The following is a 24,010-nucleotide window of genomic DNA, read 5'->3' on the forward strand; positions in this document are numbered from 1 at the left end:
AAAAACCATAACTAATTGTAAAGCAATAATAAAAAAGTTTCATGGTATAAAATTCTCTATCGGTTATATTTTCAAAATTTATCAAAATTAAAAGGTTGATTTACAATAAAAATTAAAACCACCTTATCTTTTATAGTTGGCATATTGCTGGTGCAATCAGCAATCCATGACATAACAAACGCATAACAAAGGAACCCTCCTATGCCACGTTTAAAACTCCACCAAATCGCTTTGGCTTTGGCCGTTTCTGCCGCGCTGACCGCCTGCGGCGAGAAAACGGCTCAAACAACCGAAACCCCTCAAGCGGCTTCTGCCGCGAGCGCTGCCGATGCTGCCGCAAGCACCGCCGCTGTTTCGGCCCCTCAAAATTCCGCCGATGTTTCTGCCGAAGACAAAGCCCTGTTGGAACGCGCGCAAACCGTGTTCAAACCTTTGCCTGATGCGGCCGAAATGCAAAAAATCCGTCCGTTTACCGAAGAGCAGGTCAAACTCGGCCAACAACTTTGGTACGAAACCCGCCTGTCCAAAGGCAACACCGTCAGCTGTAACTCCTGCCACAACTTGGCAACTGCTGGCGTAGACAACATGCCGACCAGCGCGGGCCACAAAAGCCAATTCGGCGCCCGTAACCCCCCGACTGCCCTGAATGCCGCCTTGTTGGGAAGCCAATTCTGGGACGGCCGTGCCGCCGATGTGGAAGAACAAGCCGGCGGCCCATTGCTCAACCCGGTTGAAATGGCCAACGCGACCGAAGCCGATGCCGCCGCCAAAATCGCCGGTATCCCTGAATACCAAGAAAAATTCAAAGCCGCATTCCCTGAAGACGGCGCGGTTTCCTTTAAAAACATCACCACTGCATTGGGCGCGTTTGAACGTACCCTGCTGACTCCGACCCGTTGGGACGACTACCTGAAAGGCAACGTATCTGCCCTGAGCGAACAAGAACGCAAAGGCGTACGCGCATTTATGGACAACGGCTGTATCGCTTGTCACAACGGCGTCAACTTGGGCGGTACCATGTTCCAAAAATTCGGTTTGGTGGATGGTCCTTACTGGAAACACATCGACGATCCTAAACACGACAAAGGCCGTGCGGACGTAACCAAAAAAGCTGAAGACGAATTCTTCTTCCGTGTTCCCGGCTTGAGAAACGTTGAACGTACCTATCCATACTTCCACAACGGCAGCGTTTGGGAATTGGATAAAGCCGTCAACATCATGGCGAAAGCTCAATTGGGTAAAACCCTGGCTCCGGAAGACACTGAAAACATCGTTGCCTTCTTGAAAGCCCTTTCCGGCAATGTTCCGGAGTCTGCCCGAACCATGCCTGAGCTGCCCGTCTCCCACGATGTCAAATCCCAACCTGACAACAAATAAGGGTTAGCATAAAACAAGGCCGTCTGAAAATCCGTTTCAGACGGCCTTTTTGCTGCCGGCCATATGGGCAGCTTTGTTTCACGATTGCGCACAATATGGTAATCTTGAGCCGATTTTCACCATACATCCGAAAGGAACATCATGAGCCTGATTATTGAAGACTTGCAAGAAGGCCACGGCAAAGAAGCCGTCAAAGGCAAAGAAATCACCGTACATTACACCGGCTGGTTGGAAGACGGTACCAAATTCGACTCCAGCCTCGACCGCCGTCAACCGCTGACCATCACTCTGGGCGTCGGCCAAGTGATTAAAGGCTGGGACGAAGGCTTCGGCGGCATGAAAGAAGGCGGCAAACGCAAGCTGACCATTCCTTCCGAAATGGGCTACGGCGCACACGGTGCCGGCGGCGTGATTCCTCCGCACGCAACCTTGATTTTTGAAGTCGAGCTGCTGAAAGTGTACGAATAAGCATTTGACGCTTCAAAAGACCGAGGCCGTCTGAAATCCGAAGTTTGGTTTTTCAGACGGCCTGTTTTTATCAAGATTCGGTATAATGCCCTCTTTTACAAGCAAACCATTTCCCAAGGAACCCCCATGCTTTTACCCGAACAAGTCAAAACCCTGATTGAAGGCGTTACCCCTTGCGAACACGTCGAAGTCGAAGGCGACGGCCATCACTTCTTCGCCGTCATCGTTTCCTCCTCATTTGAAGGCAAAGCCCGCCTCGCCCGTCACCGCCTGATTAAAGACGGCCTCAAGCCGCAACTCGAAAGCAACGAATTACACGCGCTGTCGATTTCCGTTGCTGCCACTCCGGCCGAATGGGCTGCCAAGCAGGCTTAATTAGGAATCAAATAAAAGGCCGTCTGAAAAGTTTTCAGACGGCCTTTTTCATACATATTAAACAGCACAGGCAATCGATACAAACGCCAAACCGCATTCCACAATACGCAATCTCGGTGTAAACCCTACCGGCACAACCGCCAAACTAGCCCTGCCGTTTCGGGAAAAACTGCACCACATTCTCCCCTTGCGGCAACACCAATTTTTTCACGGCATGGCCGTACACGGTTTCAAGCGTGATGTTCAGACGGCCTTCGTTGGCAAAAATCTTATCCACACATTCCTTGGCCGCTTGCGGATTGCTGAACTTCAACGCATTCCACAATCCCAAGGTTTCCATGTCCTGCCAAAACGTCGCAGCTTTTTTATAGCCCAACTCAAGCTTGGCCGTGTCGGTTACCGGATCGTAAAAGCCGTTGTCGGCGAGCATATCGCCCAAGTCGTGCATATCAATCAGCGTGGGCGCTTCGCATTCGATGCCTTCATGGTTCAGACGGCCTGTCAGTTCGGTCAGGCTGTCGCGGCCAAAGTGCGTGAAAAACAATAATCCGTCGGTTTTCAAAGCAGCGGCCCAGTTTTTCAATACCGGCAAAATATCGTCGGCGCGGCTGAGGCTGAGGTTGGCCCACAACATATCAGCGGATGCTTCGGGCAACGGCGCGGTCAGGGCTTGGCAATGCTGCGGGATGGTTTTGCCGGTCAGCTTCTGCCAGAAACCGCCTTTGCGCGCGGCGGCGGCGGTTTTCAAAAAATCGGCATTCGGATCGTATTCTTCAAACACGGCATCGGGATAACGCGCGGCCAGCAGGCTGCGGCTGATGTCGGCATCGGCACCAATCAGCATGATGCGTTTGGGTGCATTGCGGACCAGCTGCAGGCGCTCGTCGGTGTCTTGGGCGAGATGGCGGTGAATCTGCCAGCGTTTGTCTTGTTCGGTCATGGTGGGTCGTGTCAGCGGGCTTTGCCCGACAATGTTTTTATGGTTTAAGTCTGTTTCAGACGGCCTTTTCGACAAAATTGCGGTAGGTTTCGGCAAATTCGTCGGCATGGCTTAAAAAGGGCGCGTGTGCGGCTTTGTCTATAAGGACCAGCTCGCTGTTGCTCAAATGGCGGTGTAAATATTCGCCCATGCGCGGCGGCGTGATGGCGTCTTTTTGTCCAAACACCAGCAATGACGGCGTTTGAATCAGCGGCAACAACGGACGCGCATCGGCATGGTTGACCGCTTCAAGCGCGGCCTGTAAGGCGGAAGGCGTGCCGCAGCGCGCCAAATCGGGCAGCACCCGGTTTAAGATTTCGCCGGAATGGGGCGTGTGCAGCAGTTGCAGTTGTAGAAACTGTTTAATATGTTTGGCATAATCCTGCTGGAATGCGCCGACCATCTTGCCCAAGGCAGGTTGTGCCAAGCCTTCGGGATAATCCGTGTCGGCAATCAATCGGGCAAAACTTGCCGTCAGGCAGAGCGATTGGATTTTGTCGGGATAAAGCGCAGTCAGATACAGGGCAACCAGTCCGCCCAGCGACCAGCCGAGAATGTGTGCCGGCGTATCGATTTGTCCGGCGAAGGCTTCGGCAACGGCGGCAATATCAAACGGCTCGGTAAAAGGCGCATCGCCGTGTCCGGGTAAATCAAGCGCGCGGACGTCCCAATCGGCAGGCAGGCGCGGTATTAAATCGTCGAATACATGGCGGTTCGCCGCCCAACCGTGTATCAGATAAACTTTTTTGGCGGAGTGTGGCATGAATGTTCTTTCTTGGTGGCGCAGTTTGAAACAGCTCAATGCGCGACGTTGCGTATTATGCCACGATTCCGTTTCAGACGGCCTTTGCAAAGGCTGCGCAAACGATTTGACGGAATATTTTATCGACGCGGCACAAAGCTGCCCTTTGTGTTTCCGCCATGTCGCGGGCGGGGCGGTGTGCGGCAGTTGCCAGAAAAAGCCGCCCGCATTTGATAGAATGTGGGCCTCGCTGTATTACGAACCGCCCGTCAGCAGCATGATACGCGAGCTGAAACACTTGGCCGACTTGGGCATGAGCCGTCCGTTGGCGGATTTGATGTGCCAAAACGCACCCGGCTGGCTGGCGACGGAACACTTCGATTTCGTCCTGCCCATGCCTTTGAGCAAAGAGCGGCGGCTCAAGCGCGGATTCAACCAAAGCGAGGCGTTGACGGATATTTTGGCAAAACGCTACGGCTGGACGCTGCTGCCGCGCCACGCAGTTTTCAGACGGCATGGCGAGCCGCAAAGTACGCTAAAAAGCGACGAACGTCGGCGAAATATCAAGAATGCATTTAAAATCAAAGCCGAATTGCCGAAGGCGTGTAATATTCTGTTAATTGACGATGTCTTCACCACCGGTTCGACTTTGGACGAATTGGCGAAAACGCTGAAAAAATCAGGCGCAGGTAAGATTTTTTGCTGGAGCTTGGCGCGGCCGCCAATGAAAAAATAGCTTAAAGTTTTTGACACCCATGGAACATTTCGGCATTATGCCACTCTATAAGTGATTGATTTATATGTTTACCATAGTTTTGTACCAACCCGAAATCCCGCCCAATACGGGCAATATCATCCGCCTGTGCGCCAATACCAGTGCCGATTTGCACTTGGTCAAGCCGCTTGGTTTTCCGCTGGATTCGTCCAAAATGAAACGCGCGGGTTTGGATTATCACGAGTTTGCCAAACTGACGGTACATGAGAATTTCGAAGACTGCCTCAAGGCACTCGAAGGCCGCCGCATTTTCGCGCTGACCACCAAAGGCTCTACCCGCCCCGACGAAGTTTCCTTCCGCGAAGGCGACGTGTTGCTGTTTGGTCCCGAAACGCGTGGCCTGCCTGCCGAAATTCTCGATAGCCTGCCTGCCGGACAAAAAATCCGCCTGCCGATGATGCCCGGCAGCAGGAGCATGAATCTTTCCAATACTGTCGCCGTGATTCTGTTTGAAGCATGGCGACAAAACGGTTTTGCCGGCGGCGTATAGCAGGCCGTCTGAAACCGCTGCGTTATCAACTCAAGAACGGAACCCGTTTTGACTTTTACCAAAAAAACCCTCCTTTCCTTAGCCGCCGCCACCATCGGCGTCCTTTCCATCAATGCCGCCGTTGCCGACAGCGTGGTCCGAGTCGAAAAACTGCATCCTTCTGCCAACCGCAGTTACAAAGTTGCCGGCAAACGCTACACGCCGCTGATCCAAGTTTCCTCTTTCAGCCAAACCGGCAAAGCCTCATGGTACGGCAACCAATTCCACGGCCGTAAAACTTCCAGCGGCGAGCGTTACAATATGAACGCCCTCTCCGCCGCCCACAAAACCCTCCCTATTCCCAGCTACGCACGCGTGACCAATATGCAAAACGGCAAAAGTGTCATCGTCCGCGTCAACGACCGCGGCCCTTTCCACGGCAACCGCGTCATCGATGTTTCCAAAGCCGCCGCCCAACAATTGGGTTTCATCAACCAAGGCACGGCCAACGTCAAAGTTGAGCAAATCATCCCCGACCAAACCGCCGCTCAAACCATTATTTCCCCAAACAACAAAGAATTTTTTGTTGATTTGAAATCCTTCGGTACCCAACGTGAAGCGCAGGCTTATCTGAACCAAGCCGCACAAAGCCTGCCGTCGGACAGCAAAGTCATGCTGGAAAAACGCAACTACGAATACGTTGTCAAAATGGGTCCGTTCAGCAGCCAAGAACGTGCCGCCGAAGCAGGCGAACGCGCCCGTCATCTGAATCTGGTATCCGCCATCTGATTTCGTCCGCGTTAGCGCTGAAGTTTGATACAATACAAGGCCGTCTGAAACCCGATTGCAAGGTTTCAGACGGCCTTTTTTAATCACAGGGGAACACCATGATCAGCAGGCTCACAGGTAAATTGATTGAGAAAAATCCGCCGCAGGTCGTTATCGACGTCAACGGCGTCGGTTATGAAGCCGACGTTTCCATGCAGACTTTCTACAACCTGCCCCCCGTTGGCGAAACCGTCCATCTCTACATCCAGCTTGTCGTCCGCGAAGACGCGCATTTGCTGTTTGGATTCGCCTCGGCCGAGGAGCGCGCCACCTTCCGCCAACTGGTCAAAGTCAGCGGCATCGGTGCCAAAACTGCATTGGGCATCTTGTCGGCCATGAATGCCGACGAGCTGGCGCAAGCCGTCGCCGAAGAAGACGTCAAACGCCTCTCCTCCGCCCCCGGCATCGGCAAAAAAACCGCCGAACGCATGGTGTTGGAACTGCGCGGCAAACTCGTGTCCCATACCGTTTCAGACGGCCTGTTTGCCCCTGATGCCGTTGCCGACGAAAGCCAAGACATCATCAACACCCTGCTTGCCCTCGGCTACAACGAACGCGAAGCCAAAGCCGCCACCAAAGGCATTCCCAAAGGCACGGAAGTCGGCGAAGGCGTGCGCCTGGCCTTAAAAAACCTGCTCAAATAAGGCCGTCTGAAACATGAAAACCGCCGTCCTGAGTGCCGCCTTGCTTCTAAGCGCGTGCGTTTATACCGAGACTCCGTACGGGCGCACCGCCGTCTTAGACCTGCCCGTCCACGCGCAAACCACCGTCAACAAAACCGTGACCATCAACGCCCCGCCCGGGACGACCGTCATCTATCAAGACAGCGAACCCGTCCGCAATTACCCGGCCTATCCCGTTTATCCCCGCCGGGTTTATCGTTATCGATAAACAATGCTGACCGTTTGAAACCATAGGTTCAGACGGCCTGTTGAGAGACCAACCATGAAATACATCCTTCCCCTGCTTTTACTCCTGAGCGCCTGCACACCGGACGCCAAGACCACGGATGCCGCATCCGCCCCCAAAACACACGGCTTCGCACACCGCCTGACCGAAGGCGAAAAACTGTTGACCCAAGCCCTCATCAAACAAGACCTCGCCGCCTACTTCAAACACGAAACCGGCGGCGCATTTGCCGAACAAGCCCCCTTATTCTCGGCCCAGCAACTTGCCGAACAGAAAAACATCCCCCAAAACGATGCCATCGGCGTTTACGGCAAAATCATCAAAACCCAAGGCCGCACCGCCTGGCTGCAAACCGACAAGCAAACCCTCAAACTCGATTTGGCCGAACCGCTGCAAGAAGCAGAAGGCGAAGTTACCCTCGTCTGCCAACACGAAAACACCGCCTTCCAAGACTGCCAAACAGAAGCAAACTTCGTCCGACGCTTTACCGAACAAATCTTCTCGGCGGTCGAGTCCGGACGCGTATCCGCCCAAACAGACGCACCGGCCGAAGAAATCATGGCCGGCCGCCTCATCCCGTTTTTAAGTGCCGCCAGCGACTTTACCGGCAACTTCAAAGCCTGCGCCACCACCATGACCGAATACTGCACCAGCCGCCTGGCACGCGAAATGCCCGAATCCGCAGTCCGCAAAAAAGCACAGGAATTGGGTTTGACCGAAATAGCATTTAAAAAGAAAAAATAAATATTTAGGCCGTCTGAACCTTATAGCGGCTGTGTTATAATCCGCACCTCATACAGGTCGGACAGACAGTCGCCGCGTATCGCGTAAGGCATACGGGGAGGAAAGTCCGGGCTCCACAGAGCAGAATGCCGGCTAACGGCCGGGCGCGGCAACGCGACGGAAAGTGGAACAGAAAGCAATACCGCCGATGATTGCCTTCGGGCAAAACAGGTAAGGGTGAAAAGGTGCGGTAAGAGCGCACCGTGCATTTGGTAACAAAGCGCAGCAGGCTAAACCCCATTCGGAGCAAGACCAAACAGAACGCGATGACGCTGCTCGCCGAGCGTTCGGGTAGGTTGCTTGAGCACACCAGCAATGATGTGCCTAGAGGAATGACTGTCCGCGACAGAACCCGGCTTACCGTCCGAGCTGTATGTCCCCATACCGCGGCAGGTTTTTAAAACCTGCCGCATTTTTATAGAAATAAAAAGGCCGTCTGAAACCTGAATCTTGGTTTCAGACGGCCTTTTTTAAACCGCTGTTTATGGACGGTATTCCGGTTTCATGCCGTTGGGCAGGAGCTGCCATACATAGCCGGTGGTTTTCATTTTACCGGCCACTTCGCCTGCTTCGTCGCCATAGCCCCAGAAATAATCCACACGGACTGCGCCTTTAATCGCGCTGCCGGTATCTTGCGCCATAATTAAGCGGTTGAGGGCTTTTTTGGTGATCGGATGGGCAGTGGCGACGAATAACGGTGCGCCAAGCGTGATGTAGTGGCGGTCGATGGCACCGGCGTATTCGCCCATCAACGGCGTACCCAATGCGCCCACCGGGCCGGAATCGCCGCTGCCGGTCAGCTCGCGGAAGAAGACGTAGCTTGGGTTTTGTCCCAAAACTTCGGCAAGGCGGCCGGGGTTTTGCTTCATATAGGCCTTGATGCCCTGCATGCTGGTCTGACCCAGCGGCAGATAGCCTTTGTCCGCCATATAGCGGCCGATGGAAACATACGGATGTTCGTTTTTATCGGCAAATCCGACACGGATGTATTTGCCGGACGGCGTTTTCAGACGGCCTGAACCTTGAATGTGCATAAAGAAAAGTTCGACCGGATCATCTGCGTAACCCAAAATCGGCGCTTTGCCGTTAAGCGCGCCGCCGTTGATTTGGCTGCGGGTGTAGTAAGGAACGAAACGGCTGCCTTCAAAACGGCCTTTCAGCGCGGTGCTGCGTGCTGTAATCGGGAATCTGGACAAGTCGGCCGTGTATGCGCCGCTGTTGTCGATGACGCCGCTGTTTGGGCCGGTTTGGCGGATGCGGACGGTGGCTTTGCTGCCCCTCAAGTTTGCAGCCAGCGGAACGGAAACAAAATCGTTCGGAATGCCGTAAATAGGGAAACGGGATTGGCTCGTGGATTTGTCGTCGCCGCGCAGGACCGGTTCGTAATAACCGGTAATGGTGCCGGCAGGATTGCCGCCGTTATCGACGCGCCATGCGGTGAAATAGCGCTCGAAAAAGTGCTTGGCTTGGAAATGGTGCACCGGTGTTTGCATGGCCTGGATACAAACGTCCTGCCAGCCTTGGCGGTTTTTAAGTTTTTCACAGCCTAAACGGAAAGATTGCAGGCTTTTGGTAAAGTGTTGGAGGTCCCAGTGCGGCAATTCGTTGTAGGAAACTACGGTGTAGTTTGCTCCTCCCCCGCTCACTGTCGTACCGACGGGATCGGGCGTACCGGTGGGGCGGTCAGGGCCTTTGATAACGCTGGTGTCGGTTTCGGGGAGGTTTTTAATGCTTTTGCTCGGACAGGCGGCAAGAATGGCCGCGGCAATGCTGACGAGCGTAATGCGGTACAAATGTTTTTTCATGAAATCAATAGCGTGTCGAAAGGCCGTCTGAAAGCGATTTTTCAGACGGCCTATGTTGGAAAGTGCTGATTTTACATAAACATAAAATACACTAAGTTATTTTATTGAACATATATCGTACTTTATCTATCCGACTATTTGGACGACGGGGCTGGCAAACAGGTTCACCGGTAGTAACATGGTACCCTTTTAACTCTGTTAAACAAACACTACGTCCATTTGTAAAGAAAGTTAAATCACTACGATATTCTTGAATACACCGAGCAGGGATTTCTCCACTAAGAATGACCTCATTATTTTTCAATTGAGTGTCTACGATGTTCGCACAATATTTAGGAGCATCGTTGTATGCTCGTGAAAGATATTCCTGTGGCGCATAAATTTTAAAACTAAGATATGGCTCTAACAATTCTGTTCCAGCTTTTTTTAAGACTTGTTCCAATACAATAGGAGCAAGCATCCGAAAATCTGCTGGGGTACTAACAGGGCTATAGTATAAGCCATACTTAAAACAGATTTTACAATCCGTCACATTCCAACCATATAATCCTTGTTCGCAACCATAGCGTATCCCTTCCATAACTGCATTTTGAAATGATTGATTTAAGTATCCAAGAGAAACCGAGCTCTCATACTGCATTCCACTTCCCAACGGAAGCGGTGATACAGATAAACCAATGGAAGCCCAGAAAGGATTTGGCGGCACTTCGATGTGAATGGTATATTCTGCATTTTTTAACGGTCTCTCCATATAAATGACTGTAGGCTCTTTTAGTTCTATCTCCACATGATACTTTTCTTGCAACAGTGCACTAATCACTTCCATTTGTACTTTCCCTAAGAAAGAAAGTATGATTTCATGTGTCGCAGAATCCACATAATATCGCAGAAGCGGGTCACTGTCGGAGATTTCTAAAAGTGCATCAAGTAACATTTCCCTTTGTTGAGGTTTGCTCGGTTCAACAGTCGTTTGCAGCAGAGGGAGGGGATTTTCAATTCTCTCTCTCTGTGGCAATAGCTTTGTATCTCCAAGAACACTATTTAACTTCAAAAACTCATTCTGCAAAATAACAATTTCCCCGGAATAAGCCTTATCGATTTTACATAATTCACCATTTATTGAAGTATACATTTCTGTAATTTTTATTTTTTCCTTTTCCGATATTCTAACCGAATCTCGCAAATGCAGTACGCCACTATAAAGACGTATATATGCAAGACGCTGTCTTTTTTCCGAATACTCAATTTTGAAAACTTTTCCGCAAAGTTCAGACTGACCTCGATGTGTTGATGAATAAAATTTATTCGTAATCACTTCTATAAGGTTATCAATCCCTATATTGTTTTTTGCACTTCCGTGATAAACAGGGAACAGGGAACAATTATGAAATCTTATGCTTTCCTCTTGTTCGAGTTCTAATGCTTCCAATAATTTCCCAGACGTATATTTCTCCAAAAGGTAATCATTTCCTTCTATTACCATATCCCATTGTTCAGATTCGGTAAAGTTCATTACACGCATATTAGGATGCAGTTCTACCTTCTGTTTGATTACAATTTCGGCAGAAAGTTTCTCTTTAATATCCTGATAAACCGTTGATAAATCAATTCCATTTTGGTCAATCTTATTGATAAAAAAGATTGTGGGAATCCCCATTTTCCTAAGTGCATGAAATAATATACGAGTTTGTGCTTGTACGCCATCTTTTGCAGAAATCAGTAGAATTGCCCCATCTAAAACTGATAATGAACGATATACTTCTGCTAAGAAATCCATATGTCCTGGCGTGTCTATGATGTTCACCTTCGTATTTTCCCACTGAAAAGAGGTTATTCCTGTCTGAATTGTAATTCCTCTCTGACGTTCTAAAAGCGTATTATCCGTCCTCGTTGTACCTTTGTCCACGCTTCCTAATTCTGTAATCGCTCCACTGTTATATAATAAGCTTTCTGTTAAGGTAGTTTTTCCTGCATCAACATGAGCTAAAACTCCAATATTAATAATTTTCATGTGATTTTCCTCCATTCAAAAACCCAAAAGGGCATAAAAATCCCAGTGATAAATACTTTTATCACTGGGATTTTTATGCATAACCATAGGTATACAAAGCATACAGATATTCTCTGGATACTTTAGAATCACATGATAAAGGTATTCTTAAACTGGGTACAAAAAACTAAGCCCTCCTAAAAAAGGACATCTAATTATTTGTTCCCGCTATCAAATTGACAGTTTATTTAAGAATACCTTGCCGCATATTTATTAACTCCTTTTAAATAGTCACTTAAATAATAGCACGTAAGAGCATATTTGTAAAGGAATCTCCAATTTTTTATCAAAAAAAGCGATTTATCGGCGCGGCGGCAATTTGACGACAACCGTATCGGCCAGCATATCGTAGAGCGTGCGGCGGTCGCGTTTGACGGAAAAGAGCATGATGAAGTTGATGAAGGCTATAAGCAGAGAAATCAGGTTTCCACCCGTGTCACTTATTGCCAACGATACAATAGTTACCACAACACCAACAGCAAGCGCCCAGACAACTTCGCGGATTAAAACCGTTCCTTCAAAGCCCGGATTGCTTCCGTCATTTTTTAACACCCGGATGCCCATAATTTTTTTACCTAAAGACTGACCGTCCCGGCTCATGTAATACAGTTGGAAGATACCGAAAACCAAATAGACAGCCAAAGAAATAAAAAATGTTATGGCAAAATATTCAGGGGTATTAAAAAGAGAAGATTCCGAAACTAATTTTTTGCTTTCATCTAAAGTAAAAACTACCATCACAATAAATGGCAACCATATCAAAAAAGTAAACAGATTATTCAACAAATATGCCGCAACCCTCGCCCCCGGCGAAGCAATATGGACATCTACTATTTCTGTTTGGGGCAAATCCGACAAATTGATTTTGCTCATTTAATCTTCCTCTGTACCATTAATGAAATGCAATTTCATTGCCATCTTAACCTATTTTCCTATCATTCTAAAAATTTTCGATAAAAACCTTTACATTTTCCGCAGACGGCGTTAAAACGTTTGTTTTCCCCTTTTTTATAGTGGGTTAACAAAAATCTGAACAAAGCGGCAGGCGATGCCGTTCCGATTTTTGTTAATGCACTATAAACTTATCCGGATTTTCTTTGTAAGGAGTAACACATGAAAGTAGGTTTTGTCGGCTGGCGCGGTATGGTCGGCTCTGTTTTGATGCAGCGTATGAAAGAAGAAAACGACTTCGCCCATATTCCCGAAGCGTTTTTCTTTACCACTTCCAACGTCGGCGGTGCTGCCCCTGATTTCGGTCAGGCGGCCAAAACATTGTTGGATGCCAACGATGTTGCCAAATTGGCAAAAATGGACATCATCGTTACCTGTCAGGGCGGCGATTACACCAAATCCGTGTTCCAACCCCTGCGCGACAGCGGCTGGAACGGATACTGGGTTGACGCGGCTTCTTCCCTGCGCATGAAAGACGACGCGATTATCGTCCTCGACCCGGTCAACCGCAACGTCATCGACAACGGCCTCAAAAACGGCGTGAAAAACTACATCGGCGGCAACTGCACCGTTTCCCTGATGCTGATGGCTTTGGGCGGCCTGTTCCAAAACGATTTGGTCGAATGGGCAACCAGCATGACCTACCAAGCCGCTTCCGGCGCGGGTGCGAAAAACATGCGCGAACTCATCAGCGGCATGGGCGCGATTCACGCCCAAGTGGCAGACGAGCTTGCCGACCCTTCCAGCGCGATCCTCGACATCGACCGCAAAGTGTCCGATTTCCTGCGCAGCGAAGACTATCCGAAAGCCAACTTCGGCGTACCGCTCGCCGGCAGCCTGATTCCTTGGATTGACGTGGATTTGGGTAATGGCCAGTCCAAAGAAGAATGGAAGGGCGGCGTGGAAACCAACAAAATCCTCGGCCGCAGCGACAATCCGACCGTAATCGACGGCTTGTGCGTGCGCATCGGTTCTATGCGCTGCCACAGCCAAGCCATTACCCTGAAGCTGAAAAAAGACCTGCCTGTTTCTGAAATCGAAGCGATTTTGGCAGGCGCGAACGACTGGGTGAAAGTCATCCCCAACGAAAAAGAAGCCAGCATCCACGAGCTGACGCCCGCCAAAGTAACCGGCACGCTGTCTGTTCCCGTCGGCCGTATCCGCAAACTGGAAATGGGCGGCGAATACATCAGCGCGTTCACTGTCGGCGACCAACTCTTGTGGGGCGCTGCCGAGCCGTTGCGCCGCGTATTGCGCATTATCTTGGGCAGCCTGTAATTTAGGTTGGCATGAAAAAAGCAACGGTTTGAGCCGTTGCTTTTTTGTCACAAAAAGGCCGTCTGAAATGTTCAGACGGCCTTGTTTCCTATTCTTTTTTACCGGCCAAACCGATTTCTTTGGTGGAATCGCCAACTTTGATTTGCGCCTTACCGGCAATTTCTTCAGCCTGCGGGCCGAAGAGTTTCAAATCGTAACGGCCGTTTTCGATACCGTTCAAACTGGTTTTACCGCTGATGGCGGCTTTTCCGTTGTTATTGGCAATGCCTGCGGCAAGCAGGTCGACATTATTGTGGGAAGCCATGCTGCTGATTTTGCCGTAACCTTGTTTTTTATCGAAATCGACAGTGTATTTCAGACGGCCGCTGCGGTCGTCGCCGTTAAACGCGATCCCCGAATACTGATAGCTGCCTTGTTTGGGTAAATTGCGATACGCTGTTTCATCGCCTTGGACTTCGCCGACGGTAAATATGTATGTATCGAGGTTTTGCAGCTTGCCTGCGTCATCGGCTTTTTGTTTGGCGTAACGCGCGGCAACAGTGGAATAATTTTGTTTATACACTTGGAAGTCGCCTGTTTCCAAAGTGATGACTTGGCCGTTTACCTTGATTTTTTGGGCGTAGTCGTAAGAGGATACTTTATCGGTTTTCAAAAAGCCGGTATCGAGTTTGTCACCTTTTTGCAGGGTTTGCGTTTTACCGTTGGCTGTCAGCTCCAACGTACCGTTTTCAGGGACGGATTCGTTCAATTCAACGGATAACACGCCTTTCGGATGCGGATTGAGCGGCTCGGTAACGGCATTTGACAAGCCGCTTGTTGCGCCGCCGCAGGCAGCCAACATCAAAGACAGGGAAGCCGTCAAAGCAGAAATACGGAGGGTTCTCATCATTTTTTCCTTTCCTTTTTTATTTGGTATGATATTTATCATATACCTAAAAAAATGAACAATAAATGATTTTTATCAAAATTAAGTATTTTGAATATTGATTTTATAAATATTGAAACATTTTTAAAATATCGGGTATTCAGTCTATTCAAAGTCCCTTCCGCTATAATCATTTTATTTTACAAACGGATTTCATCATGCCGAAAATCACCCTTATCGCCGCCTACGCCGCCCGCCGCTGTATCGGCATCAACAACACCATGCCTTGGCATTTGCCCGAAGATTTTGCCTTTTTCAAATCCTACACCACCGGCAAACCCGTCATTATGGGCCGCAAAACATGGGAATCGCTGCCGCGCAAGCCGCTGCCCGGCCGTCAAAATATCGTCATCACCCGCCAAGCTTATCAGGCCGAAGGCGCACAAACGGCGGCTTCTTTGGAAGATGCGCTGGCTTTGTGTCAGGGGGTTGAAGAAGTCATCATCATGGGCGGCGCGCAAATTTATGCACAAGCCCTGCCGATTGCCACCGATTTGCGCTTGACCGAAGTCGGTTTGGATGTGGACGGCGATGCGTTTTTTCCTGAGTTTTCCACAGAAACATGGCAAGAAGCCTCTCGGGAAAACCATGTTTCCGCCAAAGGCATCGAATACGCGTTTGTGCATTATGTGAAGGCATAATCCGACAACGCAAAGGCCGTCTGAAACCCTGTTTTTCAGGTTTCAGACGGCCTTTTTATTTCGTTTGTTTACGGCATGCCGTTTAAGCCGTTTTGTTTTTCAAAGGCAGTTTGATATGCGGTTTGGCAGGCTTGGGCGCTTCTTTCAGTCCAAGTTCGATTTGCTGCTCTTCGCTCAACAAATTGCTCCAGTCGCCTTTTTTATACCAGTCGCGACCATCCAACTCGATAGGGTGCTGAATACGCTCGCAACCGTTGCCGCATTGCAAATCGTCCTCTTTACAGTATTTGTCGCAACCCCAGCAGATACGCTCGGGATTTTTCGGGAAAATGGGAAATTTCTTGGCCATGGTGTGCTTCTTTTGTTTGTGTGCGGTATGGGCAGAATTATAAGTGATTTGAATGGGGCTGGCGGCGGGTTTATCCTGTTTTACGCTGATTTTTTAAGATGTGTTAACCTTTCAGACGGCCTATACTGTAAAAATAATCCCTATGCCGTACAACAAGAGGAACCAATATGAACATATGCCATCTGAAGCCTGAGTTTGTCGAGCCTTTAGCCCTCGCTCTGTTTGAGGAATGGCACGATTTTGCGCCGTGGTCGTCTCTGGACAAAATCTGCGCGTATTACGCGCAGTGCCTCGATGGGGATGACTTGCCGCTGGCGTTTGCGGCTGTGGATAAGGAAGGGCGGCTGATGGGTTCAGCGGCATTGAAGCGGTTTGATATGGCGTGTTTTCCCGAATACGAATATTGGCTGGGCGATGTGTTCGTTTTGCCGCAATTTCGCGGTTTGGGCGTAGGCAGGCGGCTGGTTTCGTTTTGTCTGGATAAAGCACGCGAACTGGGTTTGCCGCATCTGTTTCTCTATACGCCGGATGTGCAGGCCGTATATGAAAAGTTCGGCTGGAAAGAAATCAAGCAGACTTGGCACAACGGGGAAACCGTATCCGTCATGAAATTGGATTTATAGTTTGAAAAGAATAAAAGGCCGTCTGAACATTTGGTTTCAGACGGCCTTTGTTTTTTGAACAATCCACAACTACCCTATCCGCTTAAACGGCGGCAGACACGCCAATAATTGTTGGCCATAGCGTTGCGTTTTAACGCGGTTGTCGAGGATGGTCACGCGGCCGTAATCCTGTTCGGTACGGATAAGGCGGCCGACGGCTTGGATCAGTTTGATGCTGGCTTCAGGTACCGTGATTTCGATAAAGGGATTGCCGCCGCGTTGTTCAATCCAACGGTTTTGGGTTTTCTCAATGGGATTGTCCGGCATCGCAAACGGGAGCTTGGCAATAATGACTTGCACGCAGGCCGTGCCGGGCAGGTCGAGGCCTTCGGCAAAACTATCGAGGCCGAAAATAATGCTGGCTTTGCCTTCGGCAATGGCTTGATGGTGCCTTTGCAACAGGACAGCCTTGGGCAACTCGCCTTGTACAAGCAGAAGCGGCAAGTATTCGTCAGGCAGGCGCAAGGCGACATCCTGCATTTGCTTGCGCGAGGAAAACAGCACCAGCGTACCGATGGCTTCAACCGGCGAAACCAGCTTCGGCAACCATTCGACAATGGCGGCCGTGTGCGCATCAGGGTCTTTGGGGCTAGCGTGTACGGGCGGAATATACAGCTCGCCTTGCGTATCGAAATTAAACGGGCTTTCCAATGCAAGCGTGGTGGTTTCGGGCAGCCATAATAGGCCGGTTTGGCGCAAAATCAGGTTGAAGCTGCCGAGCGATTGCAGGGTGGCCGAAGTCAGCACCGCGCCTGCCGCGCGCCGCCACAGGCTGTTGGCAAGGTGGGATGCGCTGCTGATGGGGCTGGCGTTGAAAATGTAGTCGTTTTTGTCGTCGGCACGGCGGGTTATCCATTTCGCCAACGGCTCTTCGCCTTCAATGGGAACGGTGGAGAGCAAATCCCAAACCGCGCTGATTTGTTCGATACGAGCGATAAAAAGGCCGAACTCGCTGGTCAGGCGGTCGAGGAGCGCGCCGTCCTGCTCTTTATCGCGGCGCGCGGCGGAAAGCGCATCGTTCAAGCCGACAACATGTTTGAGCAGGCTGCGCGCGGCAATGGCCGTATTGGAAACTGTGGTTTCCAGGCCTTCAGGGATTTTGCCGTCTTCCCACAGCCAAGTCGGTTCGTTGTGTTTCCGCCTGTCGTTTTCAGACGACCCCAAACTTAAAGACGGCTCTTCCGCCAAGTGAAACTGCCATTCGTGCAGGCTGTCGAGCAAGGATGTGGCAGCTTCGTCGGCGAGGTTGGCAAGTTCGGCTTTATCGGTCAGTGCGGCAATTTTGCCGGTCAACTGCGGCAGTTTTTCCAGCGTCCAAACGGCAATATTCCATGAATGTTCGGCGGCAAAACGGCTGAGGGCTTTTTTGGGCAGGTGGTGCGCTTCGTCTATGCAATAGAAACTGTTTTCGGGCGCAGGCAGAATCACGCCGCCGCCCATGCTGATGTCGGCAAGCAGAAGATCGTGGTTGGCAACAACGACATCGACGGTTTCCAAGACATCGCGTGCCAGGTAAAAAGGGCATTCCGGACGGTTGGGACAGGCGGATTTCAGGCAGCCGTGGCGGTCGTTGGTCACTTTGAGCCAAATCGCGTCATCGATTTTTTCCGGCCAAGCGTCGCGGTCGCCATTAAAGCGGCGGGCGGAAAATTCATCGGCAATGTCGCGCAGCAGGTTCAATTCTTCGGGCTTGGGTTTACTGTCCCACAACACTTCCGGCGCTTCAAAACCAAGCAGGTTTTGCTGGGCGTTGTTTTGCGTCAGTTGATAGAGTTTGTAGGGGCAAAGATAACGGCCTCGCCCCTTGGCAAGCGCAAAGGTCAGCTCCAAACCGCTTTTTTCAACCAGAAACGGCAAATCGCGGTCAACCAACTGCTCCTGCAAAGCCACCGTCGCGCTGCTGACAATCAACCGTTTGCCGCGCGTTTGCGCCATGATGCCGCCAGCCAAAAGGTAGGCCAACGATTTACCCACGCCGGTCGGCCCTTCGATCACAGCAATGCTTTCGCCCTCGCGTTTGGGCGCTTCTTCGCCTTCTTCACGCACCAACGTCCGCGAAAAAGCGTTGGCAATCGCCGCAATCATTTCCCGCTGCGAAGCGCGCGGACGGAAACCGGGCAGGTTTTTGCCGATGTTTTGGTAATGGTCGCGGATGGCGTTTTTTTCTAAATCGGTGAGCATTGAGGCCGTCTGAATGGGTTTGCAAGAATAGCGTATTTTAGCATTTTTACCTTCATGAAGCCTTCGTAAAGTCTTACTCTATTTTAGGGTTTGGCATTTTGATGGCGATGGACGAACCGCAAAAACATAATCGGTTTTAATCAAGCAAAAGACCGTCTGAAACTTTAGCCGCACTGATGCAGAGGCACCCACAATTTTTGCTTTTCGGATTTGTTTTTCTCGTAGCGGTTCCATGCTTTTTCGTGAAAATAAAAGACGACGGTATTGACGATGGGTTCAACCAAAGCCACCGCGCTGGAAACACCGATACTGTCAGTCAAAATATAGGCGACACTAAATGCGACGCTGAAATGCAAAATAGCAAATGTAATGGTTTTAATCATGCTGTTTTCCTGATACATTGATGTTTTAATCGCTACATAATAATTATTATCAACTAACGCGTATATTTTAAATCCTTTATCCTAATTTAGATTTTATAAATCGATATTTTATTTTTGATAGGAATTTTATGAAACCGCTCCATATTGTCGTCCTCGACCGCGATACCCTCGTCAACCGCCCGTTTGACTTTGATTTTCCACATACATTGAGCAGCTACGGCACAACCGAAGCACACGAAACGCTGGAGCGCATCCGCGGCGCAGACATTGTGATTACCAACAAAGTCGTGATTTCCGCCCAAGCATTTGCCGAAAATCCACAACTCAAGCTGGTTGCCGTTACGGCGACAGGCGTCAATAATGTGGACGTTGAGGCTGCCAAACAAAATGGCACGGCAGTGTGCAATATCCGCGCTTACGGCAATGAATCCGTGGCGGAACACGCGTTTATGATGATGATTACCCTGATGCGCAACCTGCCTGCCTACCAGCGCGACGTTGCGGCAGGCTTATGGGAAAACTCGCCGTTTTTCTGTCACCTCGGCGCACCGATGCGCGATTTAAACGGTAAAACGCTGGCGATTTTCGGGCGCGGCAATATCGGTAAAACGCTGGCAACTTATGCTCAGGCTTTCAAAATGAATGTCGTGTTCGCCGAACATAAAAATGCCCAAAGCGTCCGCGACGGTTATGTTTCCTTTGACGAAGCCATCCGCTCTGCCGATGTCGTGTCGCTTAATTGCCCACTTACGCCGCAAACGGCAAACATGATAGGCGAAGCCGAATTGCAGCAAATGAAACCCGGCGCCATCCTCATCAACTGCGGTCGCGGCGGCTTGGTCGATGAAGCCGCTTTGGTTGCGGCGTTGAAATACGGCCAAATCGGCGGTGCAGGTTTTGACGTGTTGACACAAGAGCCGCCGCGCGACGGCAATCCTCTGCTGAAAGCCCGATTGCCCAATCTCATCATCACGCCACACATTGCATGGGCAAGCCAAGAGGCCGCCAACCGTCTGTTTGACATTCTTTTGGACAACATCAACCGCTTTGTGGCCGGCAATCCGCAAAATCTGGTTTAATCTATGGAAAACCTGTTGATAAGGTTGTGAACAATTTTAAAGGCCGTCTGAAATATTCAGACGGCCTTTATTAATCTTTATTTATTTCATAAAGTTATCTATCAAATAGGTTAAATCGTTTCATTCTTCATTGTGGATAACCCTATAAAAATGCCGTCTAAGATACTCAGACGGCATTTTGTTTGCCTAGATAAATTAAATATCGTATGTGGTTGAAGCGGTATCGCCGCCTTTGCCTGTCCAGTTGGTATGGAAAAACTCGCCGCGCGGTTTGTCGGTACGCTCGTAAGTGTGCGCGCCGAAGTAGTCGCGTTGCGCTTGCAACAGGTTGGCAGGCAGGCGCTCGGAAGTGTAGCCGTCAAGGAAGGTAATGGCGGAAGCCATGCAAGGCATCGGAATACCGCACTCGATCGCTTTGGCCACCACTTTACGCCATGCAGGCAGACAGGTTTCCAACACGCCTTTGAAATAAGGATCGGAACCCAAGAAGACCAAATCAGGATTGGCTTCGTATGCGTCGCGGATGTTGCCCAAGAACGCGCTGCGGATGATGCAGCCTTCGCGCCACAAGAGGGCAGTATTGCCGTAATTCAATGCCCAATCGTTGTTTTCGCTGGCTTCGCGGATCAGCATAAAGCCTTGTGCATAAGAAATAATTTTGGATGCCAACAGGGATTGGCGCAAAGCATCTACCCATGCGGCTTTATCGCCTTCAATCGGGGTAATGGTTTTGCCAAACAGGCTGTTTGCTTGGGCGCGTTGGTCTTTAAACGCGGACACGCAACGTGCAAACACGGCTTCGGAAATCAAGGTCAACGGGATACCCAAATCGAGGGCATTGATGCCGGTCCATTTGCCTGTACCTTTTTGACCTGCGGTATCGAGGATTTTTTCGACCAAAGGTTCGCCGTTTTCATCTTTGTAACCCAAAATCGCAGCGGTAATTTCGACCAGATAAGAATCCAGTTCGGTTTTGTTCCACTCGTTGAAGATTTGGTGCATTTCATCATAAGACAGACCCAAACCGTCTTTCATGAATTGGTAGGCTTCGCAAATCAACTGCATATCGCCGTATTCGATACCGTTGTGCACCATTTTGACGAAGTGGCCCGCACCATCGCGACCGACCCAGTCGCAGCAAGGCTCGCCTTGAGGCGTTTTGGCAGAGATGGCTTGGAAAATCGGCTTAACAGCAGGCCATGCGGCTTCATCGCCGCCAGGCATGATAGATGGGCCGTGACGCGCGCCTTCTTCACCGCCGGATACGCCGGCACCGATGAAGCGGATGCCTTTTGCGGCCAGCTCATGTGTACGGCGGGTAGAATCAGGATAGTTGGCATTGCCGCCGTCAATAATGATGTCGCCTTGGTCCAAAAGTGGAACGAGTTGCTCGATAAAATCGTCAACAACAGAGCCAGCGCGGACCATCATCATGATTTTGCGTGGTTTTTCTAATTTATCAACCAGATCTTGCAGTGAATATGCGCCGATAATATTGGTATTTTTGGCTGCGCCGTTTAAAAAATCATCTACTTTGCTGGTCGTACGGTTGAATGCGACAACTTTAAAACCATTGTCGTTCATGTTGAGAATCAGGTTTTGCCCCATCACGGCAAGGCCGATAACGCCAATGTCGCCTTTCATTTTGTGAAACTCCGTTATTGATTAATTTTATCAAGCGTAACTCTAGCTGATTTACACGTTTTTAACAATCCTTAACTTTTTAATTTTTTGAAAAGATGCCTTTACGTTTCAGACGGCCTTTGCCTTTGGGAAAACAAACTATAAATTAGATTTTAAATAATAAATAGAAGATGATATTGAGTGCTGCCCCAGCTTGTTTATAACTTTAATTACAAAAATTTTTCAAATACTTAGCTGATATTTTTTGATGAGGATAAAGTATGGTCGGCCTTGTTTGCAGATGTGGATAAAATTTTCCTGCTGCTTTATTCTGTGGGTAACTTTTTGCCTGTGCACAATCTTAGCTTGTTTTATACTTCTTCAGTCGGAACTGATTGACTAGAGAAATAGTCAAATGGTTTTTTATTTCAAGCTATTTTCATATTTCCTTTTATTTAAGCTGGGAAAAGGCCGTCTGAAAATATTTCAATAAGGGTATGCATATGAAGTTTTCCTTTAGTATTAACCTGTTATCCGTTTTGATTTTGGCCGCTTGTGCGCAACAGCCGGTTCAAAAGCCTCAAGTTGCCCTGCCCTCTGTATCTGTGGACAACCATGCGCCGGAGCAAGGAACAGGGCTGACGGAGCAGAAATTAATCCGCGCCAAGCATTATATGGCGGCGTCTGCCAATCCGCTGGCAACTGAAGCCGGTTATGAAATTTTGAAGCGCGGCGGCAGTGCGATAGATGCGATGATTGCCATGCAGACAACTTTGGGACTGGTTGAACCGCAGTCTTCCGGATTGGGCGGCGGTGCGTTTCTGGTGTATTGGGACAATAAGGCGAAAAAGCTGACGACGTTTGATGCCCGTGAAACGGCGCCGAAAGCGGCAACGCCGGAACTTTTCTTGGATGAAAACGGCAAGCCGATGGGCTTTATGAAAGCAGTGGTCGGCGGCCGTTCGGTCGGTGTACCGGGAATTCCGAAGCTGCTGGAAGATGTCCATAAGCGTTACGGCAAATTGCCGTGGGCAAGTTTGTTTGAGAAACCAATTACTTTGGCGGAACAAGGTTTTGCTGTTTCTCCGCGTATGGCGAAATCCATCGAACAAAATTTGGAACCCTTGCAACGTTATCCGCAAACCGCCGCTTACTTCCTGCCTGACGGCAAACCTTTGGCTGCGGAAACGGTTTTGAAAAATCCTGAATTTGCGCGTTCCGTACGCCTGTTGGCGGAAAAAGGCAGCGCGCCGTTTTATCAGGGCGCGCAGGCGCAGAATATTGTCCGTGCCGTTACCGGTGCTGTGGATAACCCCGGTAAAATCAGCATGGCGGATTTGAAAAACTATCAAGTTATCGAGCGTAAGCCGGTTTGTGCGCCGTATCGTGAATATGAAGTTTGCGGCATGGGCGCGCCAAGTTCCGGCGCAATCGCTTTGGGGCAGATTTTGGGCGTATTGCAGAATCAGGATATGAAAGCGTTGGGATCGGAAAATATCCACAGTTGGCGCTGGATAGGCGATGCGTCGCGGATTGCGTTTGCCGACCGTGATTATTATGTAGGCGATCCCAAGTTTGTGAATGTTCCGACCCGAGCCATGATTTCTCAGGCTTATTTGAAACCGCGTGCCGAAGAAATCCGCAAAGCTGACAAGGCATTGGAAACTATTCAGGCAGGCAAGTTCGACAAGGCATACGCGCAGGGCATGGCAGTAGAGCTGCCGTCCACCAGCCATTTGGTGGTTGTGGATAAAGACGGCAACGTTGTATCGATGACGACTTCGATTGAAAACGCGTTCGGTTCGGGGCTGATGGCAAACGGCTATCTGCTCAACAACGAATTAACCGATTTTGCCTTCAATCCTGTCGGAGAGGACGGTAAAATCGTTGCCAACAGCGTGGCGGGCGGCAAACGGCCACGTTCTTCAATGGCACCGACCATCGTGATGAAAGACGGCAAGCCCTATCTGGCGGTCGGTTCGCCCGGCGGCAGCCGTATTATCGGTTTCGTCGCCAAAACACTTGTGGCACATATCGATTGGGGCATGGACATTCAGGCGGCAATCTCTCTGCCGAATATGCTCAATCGCGGCAGTCAGTATGAAATCGAGGAAAAAACCGCTGCGGCGGATAAAGCGGCTGCGTTGGAAAAATTAGGCTACAAAGTCCAAATCCGCGATTTGAATTCCGGCGTACAAGGCATTGTAATCGGCAAAGACGGTTTGCTCGGCGGTGCCGACCCGCGCCGCGAAGGCAAAGTCATGGGCGATTGATATTGTCGGTTTGACATGAAAAGGCCGTCTGAAACCTAGTTGTTCAGACGGCCTTTTAGTTTAGGAAAAAATATGGATAAGATGTGTATAAGAATAACGTTAAAT

Annotated in this window: 25 protein-coding genes and 1 other RNA gene; 15 read left to right on the forward strand and 11 right to left on the reverse strand. The window is 49.9% G+C overall.

The window, feature by feature from the left end; all coding sequences use genetic code 11:
* Window positions 1–201 precede the first annotated feature (201 nt).
* From ACTHR2_RS03095 to ACTHR2_RS03105, 3 genes are all read left to right on the forward strand, one after another.
* A complete protein-coding gene (locus ACTHR2_RS03095; protein WP_049333127.1) occupies window positions 202–1,377 on the forward strand; it encodes a cytochrome-c peroxidase in 1,176 nt (391 codons plus the stop codon).
* Between the two features lie 138 nt (window positions 1,378–1,515).
* Window positions 1,516–1,845: an FKBP-type peptidyl-prolyl cis-trans isomerase gene (locus tag ACTHR2_RS03100; RefSeq protein WP_094192864.1), complete on the forward strand. Its 330-nt coding sequence runs from the start codon at window positions 1,516–1,518 to the stop codon at window positions 1,843–1,845.
* Window positions 1,846–1,971: 126 nt separating this feature from the next.
* On the forward strand, window positions 1,972–2,220 hold the full coding sequence (locus tag ACTHR2_RS03105) for a BolA family protein (RefSeq protein WP_003686612.1): 249 nt from the start codon (window positions 1,972–1,974) through the stop codon (window positions 2,218–2,220).
* Window positions 2,221–2,365: 145 nt separating this feature from the next.
* Here ACTHR2_RS03105 and ACTHR2_RS03110 read toward each other — a convergent pair whose 3' ends face one another.
* Entirely contained in the window at window positions 2,366–3,160 is a 795-nt protein-coding gene (locus tag ACTHR2_RS03110) for a class I SAM-dependent methyltransferase (RefSeq protein ID WP_049344917.1), read from the reverse strand.
* Window positions 3,161–3,215: 55 nt separating this feature from the next.
* On the reverse strand, window positions 3,216–3,962 hold the full coding sequence (bioH, locus tag ACTHR2_RS03115) for a pimeloyl-ACP methyl ester esterase BioH (RefSeq protein WP_049344918.1): 747 nt from the start codon (window positions 3,960–3,962) through the stop codon (window positions 3,216–3,218).
* Here bioH and ACTHR2_RS03120 point away from each other — a divergent pair.
* From ACTHR2_RS03120 to rnpB, 7 genes are all read left to right on the forward strand, one after another.
* Window positions 3,961–4,677, forward strand: a complete 717-nt coding sequence (locus ACTHR2_RS03120; protein WP_049344919.1) for a ComF family protein — start codon at window positions 3,961–3,963, stop codon at window positions 4,675–4,677. The genes bioH and ACTHR2_RS03120 overlap by 2 nt on opposite strands.
* 64 nt (window positions 4,678–4,741) lie before the next feature.
* On the forward strand, window positions 4,742–5,206 hold the full coding sequence (trmL, locus tag ACTHR2_RS03125) for a tRNA (uridine(34)/cytosine(34)/5-carboxymethylaminomethyluridine(34)-2'-O)-methyltransferase TrmL (protein WP_049344920.1): 465 nt from the start codon (window positions 4,742–4,744) through the stop codon (window positions 5,204–5,206).
* Window positions 5,207–5,254: 48 nt separating this feature from the next.
* Window positions 5,255–5,974, forward strand: coding sequence for a septal ring lytic transglycosylase RlpA family protein (locus ACTHR2_RS03130; RefSeq protein ID WP_049344921.1), 720 nt, complete (start codon window positions 5,255–5,257; stop codon window positions 5,972–5,974).
* Window positions 5,975–6,072: 98 nt separating this feature from the next.
* A complete protein-coding gene (gene ruvA / locus ACTHR2_RS03135) occupies window positions 6,073–6,657 on the forward strand; it encodes a Holliday junction branch migration protein RuvA (protein ID WP_049344922.1) in 585 nt (194 codons plus the stop codon).
* 13 nt (window positions 6,658–6,670) lie between these two features.
* A complete protein-coding gene (locus ACTHR2_RS03140) occupies window positions 6,671–6,904 on the forward strand; it encodes a hypothetical protein (protein ID WP_049322987.1) in 234 nt (77 codons plus the stop codon).
* Window positions 6,905–6,958: 54 nt separating this feature from the next.
* A complete protein-coding gene (locus tag ACTHR2_RS03145) occupies window positions 6,959–7,666 on the forward strand; it encodes a hypothetical protein (RefSeq protein WP_049344923.1) in 708 nt (235 codons plus the stop codon).
* Between the two features lie 53 nt (window positions 7,667–7,719).
* An RNA gene (gene rnpB, locus ACTHR2_RS03150) (RNase P RNA component class A) lies at window positions 7,720–8,081 on the forward strand.
* 106 nt (window positions 8,082–8,187) lie between these two features.
* On the opposite strand, the gene mltA is transcribed toward rnpB, so the two are convergent.
* The 4 genes from mltA to ACTHR2_RS03170 all read right to left on the reverse strand — a co-directional run bounded on the left by mltA (window position 8,188) and on the right by ACTHR2_RS03170 (window position 12,433).
* The gene (gene mltA, locus ACTHR2_RS03155; protein WP_049344924.1) at window positions 8,188–9,510 is read right to left on the reverse strand and encodes a murein transglycosylase A; all 1,323 of its coding nucleotides are present in this window, start codon (window positions 9,508–9,510) and stop codon (window positions 8,188–8,190) included.
* A gap of 91 nt (window positions 9,511–9,601) precedes the next feature.
* Complete coding sequence (gene tet(M), locus ACTHR2_RS03160; protein WP_063856397.1) at window positions 9,602–11,521, reverse strand: tetracycline resistance ribosomal protection protein Tet(M); 1,920 nt, start codon at window positions 11,519–11,521, stop codon at window positions 9,602–9,604.
* A 15-nt stretch (window positions 11,522–11,536) separates the two neighbouring features.
* The gene (locus ACTHR2_RS03165) at window positions 11,537–11,623 is read right to left on the reverse strand and encodes a tetracycline resistance determinant leader peptide (protein ID WP_011058339.1); all 87 of its coding nucleotides are present in this window, start codon (window positions 11,621–11,623) and stop codon (window positions 11,537–11,539) included.
* A gap of 237 nt (window positions 11,624–11,860) precedes the next feature.
* Window positions 11,861–12,433, reverse strand: a complete 573-nt coding sequence (locus ACTHR2_RS03170; RefSeq protein WP_049344925.1) for an RDD family protein — start codon at window positions 12,431–12,433, stop codon at window positions 11,861–11,863.
* Window positions 12,434–12,673: 240 nt separating this feature from the next.
* Between ACTHR2_RS03170 and asd the strand changes: the two genes are divergently transcribed.
* Window positions 12,674–13,789, forward strand: coding sequence for an aspartate-semialdehyde dehydrogenase (gene asd / locus ACTHR2_RS03175; RefSeq protein WP_049344926.1), 1,116 nt, complete (start codon window positions 12,674–12,676; stop codon window positions 13,787–13,789).
* Window positions 13,790–13,877: 88 nt separating this feature from the next.
* Here asd and ACTHR2_RS03180 read toward each other — a convergent pair whose 3' ends face one another.
* On the reverse strand, window positions 13,878–14,675 hold the full coding sequence (locus tag ACTHR2_RS03180; protein ID WP_049344927.1) for a factor H-binding protein: 798 nt from the start codon (window positions 14,673–14,675) through the stop codon (window positions 13,878–13,880).
* A gap of 197 nt (window positions 14,676–14,872) precedes the next feature.
* Here ACTHR2_RS03180 and ACTHR2_RS03185 point away from each other — a divergent pair, with 197 nt between their 5' ends.
* Window positions 14,873–15,355 carry a dihydrofolate reductase gene (locus ACTHR2_RS03185; protein WP_003747727.1) on the forward strand — a complete coding sequence of 161 codons (483 nt, stop codon included), beginning with the start codon at window positions 14,873–14,875 and terminating at the stop codon, window positions 15,353–15,355.
* An 82-nt stretch (window positions 15,356–15,437) separates the two neighbouring features.
* Here the strand turns inward: ACTHR2_RS03185 and ACTHR2_RS03190 are convergent, their stop codons facing one another.
* The gene (locus ACTHR2_RS03190; RefSeq protein ID WP_003686685.1) at window positions 15,438–15,704 is read right to left on the reverse strand and encodes a DUF3079 domain-containing protein; all 267 of its coding nucleotides are present in this window, start codon (window positions 15,702–15,704) and stop codon (window positions 15,438–15,440) included.
* Window positions 15,705–15,871: 167 nt separating this feature from the next.
* On the opposite strand from ACTHR2_RS03190, the gene ACTHR2_RS03195 reads away from it, so the two are divergent.
* Entirely contained in the window at window positions 15,872–16,327 is a 456-nt protein-coding gene (locus ACTHR2_RS03195; protein ID WP_263339484.1) for a GNAT family N-acetyltransferase, read from the forward strand.
* 69 nt (window positions 16,328–16,396) lie between these two features.
* On the opposite strand, the gene dinG is transcribed toward ACTHR2_RS03195, so the two are convergent.
* Complete coding sequence (gene dinG, locus ACTHR2_RS03200; RefSeq protein ID WP_263339487.1) at window positions 16,397–18,547, reverse strand: ATP-dependent DNA helicase DinG; 2,151 nt, start codon at window positions 18,545–18,547, stop codon at window positions 16,397–16,399.
* A 164-nt stretch (window positions 18,548–18,711) separates the two neighbouring features.
* A complete protein-coding gene (locus tag ACTHR2_RS03205; protein WP_440375349.1) occupies window positions 18,712–18,930 on the reverse strand; it encodes a DUF2061 domain-containing protein in 219 nt (72 codons plus the stop codon).
* Window positions 18,931–19,058: 128 nt separating this feature from the next.
* Between ACTHR2_RS03205 and ACTHR2_RS03210 the strand changes: the two genes are divergently transcribed.
* Window positions 19,059–20,009, forward strand: coding sequence for a D-2-hydroxyacid dehydrogenase (locus ACTHR2_RS03210; protein WP_263339495.1), 951 nt, complete (start codon window positions 19,059–19,061; stop codon window positions 20,007–20,009).
* A 195-nt stretch (window positions 20,010–20,204) separates the two neighbouring features.
* On the opposite strand, the gene gnd is transcribed toward ACTHR2_RS03210, so the two are convergent.
* Entirely contained in the window at window positions 20,205–21,653 is a 1,449-nt protein-coding gene (gene gnd, locus ACTHR2_RS03215) for a decarboxylating NADP(+)-dependent phosphogluconate dehydrogenase (protein WP_263339498.1), read from the reverse strand.
* 482 nt (window positions 21,654–22,135) lie between these two features.
* Between gnd and ggt the strand changes: the two genes are divergently transcribed.
* Complete coding sequence (gene ggt / locus ACTHR2_RS03220; protein WP_263339501.1) at window positions 22,136–23,905, forward strand: gamma-glutamyltransferase; 1,770 nt, start codon at window positions 22,136–22,138, stop codon at window positions 23,903–23,905.
* Window positions 23,906–24,010 lie beyond the last annotated feature (105 nt).

It is taken from the genome of Neisseria sp. P0006.S004 (assembly GCF_051963015.1).
Lineage (GTDB): Bacteria > Pseudomonadota > Gammaproteobacteria > Burkholderiales > Neisseriaceae > Neisseria.